A 5,291-nucleotide genomic window follows, 5' to 3' on the forward strand; every position below is an offset into this window, starting at 1 on the left:
TGTTAGATCGATTATCGGTTTAGACACCGCAACGACACGCAGTATTAGTGGCTACATTTTCGAATCGATTTCCGTCGTCTTCTCAGGTCGATCATGCAATCTCCGCCGAGAGCTACCGCAACTTCGGACTAATCGTCGCCGCGAGGACCTCCAGGCGGCTCGTGGGTGCGCCACGACACCCGCTCCGCCCGGAGGTCCTCGTCCACTCAGTTCACCACGCCGACAGCACTCTCACGACTTACGGCGTTAGGACCACAGCGCGACCGTCCACGCTGGGTCCAGGACAACGGTCACGTCGTCGCCCGGGCGAGCGTCGAAGTGCGCATCGGCGTGCGCGCGAAGTGTGACATCCCCGACGGCGACGACCATCTCCTGGCGATCGCCGAGGTACTCGGCGGTCATGATGCGCGCCGGGAACCGGTTGGGGCCCTCGGCCTCCCGTGACGCAGTGACCACGCGGATGTTCTCGGGCCGGATGCACACGGACATTTCCTGGCCGGCGGTGGGCGGTGCGGGTGGGGTGGTGAATCGCTCGCACCGCACCACCCCGAGGGTCGTTTTGGCGTCGACCACACGGTCACGGGGGTCTGCCGGCCGGTCGAGCACTCCGGGGATGAGGTTGGCGCTGCCGACGAAGTCGGCCACGAACCGTGTCGCCGGGGAGTCGTAGATCTCGCTCGGCGAGCCTATCTGCTCGATTCGGCCACGGTTCATGACGACGATCGTGTCGGACATGGCGAGGGCTTCGCCCTGGTCGTGCGTGACGTAGATGGTGGTGACGCCGAACTTCTGCTGGAACGACCGCAGCTCGGCGCGCAGTTGTGAGCGTAGCTTGGCGTCCAGGTTGGACAGCGGTTCGTCGAGCAGCAGGACCTCCGGCTCGCACAGCAGAGCGCGGGCCAGCGCGAGCCGCTGCTGCTGGCCGCCGCTGAGTTGGGTGGACCATCGGTCGGCGTACTCCGACAGCCCCACCTGTTCGAGCATTGCGAGGACACGGCGCTGAGTCTCGGGGCGGGGGTATGTCTTTCGGCCGTATCGGAGCGGGAATGCGGCGTTGTCGAACACCTTCATGTGAGGCCAGATCCCGTAGGACTGCGGCACCATGGCGATCGGCCGGGAGTCGGGAGGGACGTCGCGACCCGCGGCGGCGGAGAAGACGGCCTTCCCGTTCATCCAGATCTCGCCGCCGTCAGCGGTCTCGAGTCCGGCGAGGCAACGCAGCGTGGTCGTCTTGCCGCAGCCGCTGGGTCCCAGCAAGGTGAAGAAGCTGTTCTTCGGTACGGCGAAGCTGACATCGTCGATGACGCGGTTCACCTCGCCGCTGTCGTGACGGGTGAATTGTTTCTGCAGACCGGAGATCTGTACGGAATGGTCGGTAGCAACGAGTTTCTGCATGTTCACGACACCTCAGATGTGTTTTTGGACGCCACGGCGGTTGACCCACCAGACGGAGACGGCGGAGAGGGCAAGCAGGAGAACTGCGAGGGCACTGGCCTCGGGATAGTTCGCGCTCTCGCCGATCATGTCCCACAGCAGCACCACGACGGTGCGGTTGTCGGAGCTGGACAGCAGCAGCGCGATGGGGAGTTCGCCCAGGGAGTGGGCGAACACCCACAGCCACGTGCTCGACACCGCGGGGGCGACGAGGGGGAAGATCACCCGGCGCAGCACGACACCTTTCGATGCACCGGAGACGCGTCCCACCTCTTCGAGTCCTTTGTCGAGCTGGAGCAGTGCCGTTTGGATCATGCGTGACCCGCGCGGGACGTATCGGGTGGTGAACGCGATGATGATGATCCAGATCGTCCCGTAGATCGGGAACGGCAGGTACAGGTAGAGGAACAGCACCGCCATTCCCAGTACCACGGCGGGGATGGCGAAGACCAGGAACGAAATATCGAACAGCCACCGGCCGATGCGTCCGCCGCGGCTGGCGGCCAGCGCCAGCCACAGGGCGAATCCGGCGGTCAGCGTCGCCGTGATCAGGCTGATCACCAGGGTGTTGATGACCGCTCGGCTCAGGCTCGGGTTGGTGAAGATCGCGGTGTAGTTGGCGAGGCTGAGCGCACCCAGGTTGTCCAGGCTGATCGGCTGGAGGTACGGGGTCAGGCTCGTCCAGACCAGGGTCAGGATGGGCACGATGATCGCGACGAGTACGTAGAGGAAGACGGTGGCGAAGATCGGGATGCGCCAGCGTCCCAGCCGCACCGGCGTGGACCGGTATCCCTTGCCCCCCACCACCTGGAATCGGTGTGACTCGCGGGTCTGGCGCCGGTAGACGGCGATCATTACCAGGGACAGCAGGACCAGCATGATGCCGTAGGCGCTGGCCTGGCCGTAGTTGGCGAGTCCCGACGGCGGCTGCAGCGAGGCCTGGATGAGGCTGCTGAACACGTAGATCTGGTCCGGCATTCCGAGGATGGCCGGTATCGCGAATTCCTCGAGCGCGATGACGACCAGCAGCATGCTGGCCGCGGTGATTCCCGGCATCGTGAGGGGCAGAACCACTTTGCGGGTTCGTGTCCACCATCCGGCGCCCGCTGTGGCCGCGGCCTCCTCGAACTCGAGGTTGAGCCGGGCGAATGTCGGCGCGAGCATGATGTACATGCCTGGGACGCCGAAGATTCCGGCTACCAGGATCATGCCGGGCAGCGAGTAGATGTCGATGGTGAACCCGAAGATCCGCTCGATGACGATGGCGATCGGACCGTTGGTGGGGTTGGCCGCCAGCACCCAGGCCACTGCCATGACCGTGGCCGGCACGGCCATGGGGGCCAGTGTGCTCGGCGCGAGGAATCGGCGTCCGGGGATGTCGGTGCGTTCGAACAGGTAGGCCAGGCTGACGCTGATCACAAGAGCCAGGCCCACGGTGCCGACCACGAAGATCAACGAGTTGAGCGCGACTTCGACCAGGCGTTTCGAGGAGAAGATCGCGGTGAAGTTGGCAAGCGTGAACCCGGGGACCTGGAAGGGCAGCTTCGTCTCGCTGTCCTTGAGACTGCTGAACAACAGCATGCCGAGGGGAAAGAGCATGAGATAGGCGATGATCGCGCCGATGGCGATGTTGACGCCGATCAGGACACGGTCCCGCCGGTGCGGGTGTGCGTCGGTGGGCTCAGGGCGGACGCCGGTTCGCTGAGGGCGTGTGCCGGTGGGCGGGCGCGTGCCGGTGGGCGGGCGTCCGCCGGTGGGCGGGCGTCCGCCGGTGGAGAGCGGGGTGCCGGACTGCATCGCTGAAGTCTCCAAAGGTGAGGGGATAAAGTCTTCTGCTGCCCGTCGGGCAGCGGTGCGACGGTGGGGGCCGTCAGTTGACGTCGGTGCCCAAGGCCTCTTCGACCTCGGGGAAGTAATCCGAGAACTGCTCGTACTGCTCGAGGTTGGTTTCGCCGAACCACTCGACGCCGGCGTCACACAGGGCGCCGATGACGCGGTTGGTTGCGGCGTCCGTGCAGTCCGTGTTGGTAGGGATGGCCGAGTTGTACGTGTCGACCAGGGCGGACTGGCCCTCTTCGGAGGCGAGGAAGGCGGTGAGCAGGCGACCTGCGGCCGGGTGTGGGGCGCCCTCGGTCACGAACAGGTAGGACTTGTTGGCGTTGGTGGGGCCCACCGGTGCGACGGCGACCGGCGCGCCCTTGGCCTGGTCGCCCAGCACCAGGTTGATGAGGTCGGTGCCGACCGGTGTCTGGCCGGAGACGATGAGTGTGTGGGCCTGCGTGGTGTTCTCGGTGTAGTGGGGCTGCTGCTGGGCCAGCCGGGAGCTGTAGTCGAGACCGGCGTCGGTGCCGAGGGCCGGGTCCTGAGCCCACACGGTCATGAAGGACCCGCGCGCCTCGACGCTGAGCTTTCCCCCGTTCCATCGCGGATCGAGCAGGTCGTCCCAGCTTTTCGGCGTATCGCTCGCGGCCACGGCGTCGGTGTTGTATGCCCAGACTTTCGGGACGGCCCAGACGTAGACGAAGTCGTCGGCGAAGATCTGATCGCCGGGCACCTCGTAGGACGCCCAGTCGACCTTCGCCGCCAAGGACTGCGACGGCAGCACGGTGAGCCCACCCGCGTTGGAGACATCGAAGGTCACGCGCTCGGCGGCCTGCTCCACATTGAGCTGGGTGACGAGGTCCGGAGCCTTCTTGTTCGTGTACCGGACTTCGATCCCGGGGTACTTCTTCTCGAAGGCGTCGATGGCCGGCTTCATCTGCGCCTCTGGTTTCGGCGCGTACCAGACGACCTCCCCTTCGGCCTTGGCCGCCTGGTACAGCTCATCGAGATTCTTGGTGTCCGGAACGGCGGGAGGACCGCCGCAGGCGGACAAGGCGACGGCAACCGCCATGACCGAGGCGGTCAGACAGAACTTGCGCCCGATTCGGGTCATGGCAATCAACATTCCTTTGCGCCGGGGATAACGGCGCCGGCAGGGGTGAGCCCGTACAGCCGGCCGGCGGTGCCGCCGGCGATCAGTTCCAGCTGCGTGTCATCGAGCGAGGGCAGTTGCGTCTTGATGAGGTCGTGAAGTTCGGACAACGATCCGGCCGAGGCGGGGAAATTCGAACCCCACATGACGTTGGCTGCGCCGAACTTCTCGATCAGCTTGCGGACCACCGGTGCCGCGGATCCGCTCTCGCGCTGCGCACGCAGGACGGCCGGCGGCGTGAGCTTGATGAAGACCCGGCCGGTCTCCTCGAGCTGGGGCACTCCGTCGGTGCTCGGGTACGGCGCGGCGTCGTCCAGCTGGGGCCGGCCCGCGTGGTCGAGGATCGCGGTCAGTCCCGGGTATTGCTGGAGGAGTCCGGCGAGGATGGGCGCGTGCTTGGCGTGCATCTGGATGCAGACCGGCACCCGGCGATCGGACAGGAACTGCCAGACCGGCGCCATGCGCTCGTCGTCGAGGCCGCGGCCGGGCGTCGGGACGGCCGTCGTCCCGTCGGCGGCGCGGATGCGGACTCCCGAGAAGCCCCGCTCGTCGATCCAGTGGTGGAGGTCGTCGACCACCTTCGGGGAGAGGAAGTCCACCGAGCAGACCCCGCTGATGCGGTCGGCGTGCCGGGTGAGCTGGTCGGCGACGTAGCTGTTGTCGAATCCGTAGACCGTGGAGGCCTGGACGACGACGAGGTGGTCGACGGCGGCGGCGTCAGCCGCGCGCAGGAGACCGTCGATGTCGGTGGGCCGTTCCTGGGACCAGGTGGAGCGGTGGCCGCCGAGAGGGTCTGCGGGATAGGAATCGGTGTCGGGCGAGATGATGTGGGTGTGTGTGTCGACGGTGAACATCAATACCTCACGGCTGGTAGGTGGCGGGG

4 protein-coding genes are annotated in these 5,291 nt (G+C 66.2%); all 4 read right to left on the minus strand.

Translation table 11 applies throughout. The annotated features are described in order from the left end of the window. Window positions 1-246 precede the first annotated feature (246 nt). The gene (locus G9373_RS44530) at window positions 247-1,395 is read right to left on the minus strand and encodes an ABC transporter ATP-binding protein (RefSeq protein ID WP_167121185.1); all 1,149 of its coding nucleotides are present in this window, start codon (window positions 1,393-1,395) and stop codon (window positions 247-249) included. Between the two features lie 12 nt (window positions 1,396-1,407). Continuing rightward, entirely contained in the window at window positions 1,408-3,231 is a 1,824-nt protein-coding gene (locus G9373_RS44535) for an iron ABC transporter permease (RefSeq protein WP_167121188.1), read from the minus strand. 73 nt (window positions 3,232-3,304) lie between these two features. Then, a complete protein-coding gene (locus tag G9373_RS44540; RefSeq protein WP_240961139.1) occupies window positions 3,305-4,369 on the minus strand; it encodes an extracellular solute-binding protein in 1,065 nt (354 codons plus the stop codon). 5 nt (window positions 4,370-4,374) lie between these two features. Then, window positions 4,375-5,291 (minus strand): amidohydrolase family protein (locus tag G9373_RS44545; protein ID WP_240961140.1); only part of this gene is annotated, 917 nt, incomplete at its 5' end.

The organism is Rhodococcus sp. A14 (assembly GCF_011603105.1).
Classification (GTDB): Bacteria; Actinomycetota; Actinomycetes; order Mycobacteriales; family Mycobacteriaceae; genus Rhodococcus_F; species Rhodococcus_F opacus.

Excerpts from the sequence above, each read along its gene's own strand:
- G9373_RS44530 (WP_167121185.1), bottom strand. The coding sequence starts at position 1,395 with ATGCAGAAACTCGTTGCTACCGACCATTCCGTACAGATCTCCGGTCTG.
- G9373_RS44540 (WP_240961139.1), bottom strand. The coding sequence starts at position 4,369 with ATGACCCGAATCGGGCGCAAGTTCTGTCTGACCGCCTCGGTCATGGCG.
- G9373_RS44535 (WP_167121188.1), bottom strand. The coding sequence starts at position 3,231 with ATGCAGTCCGGCACCCCGCTCTCCACCGGCGGACGCCCGCCCACCGGC.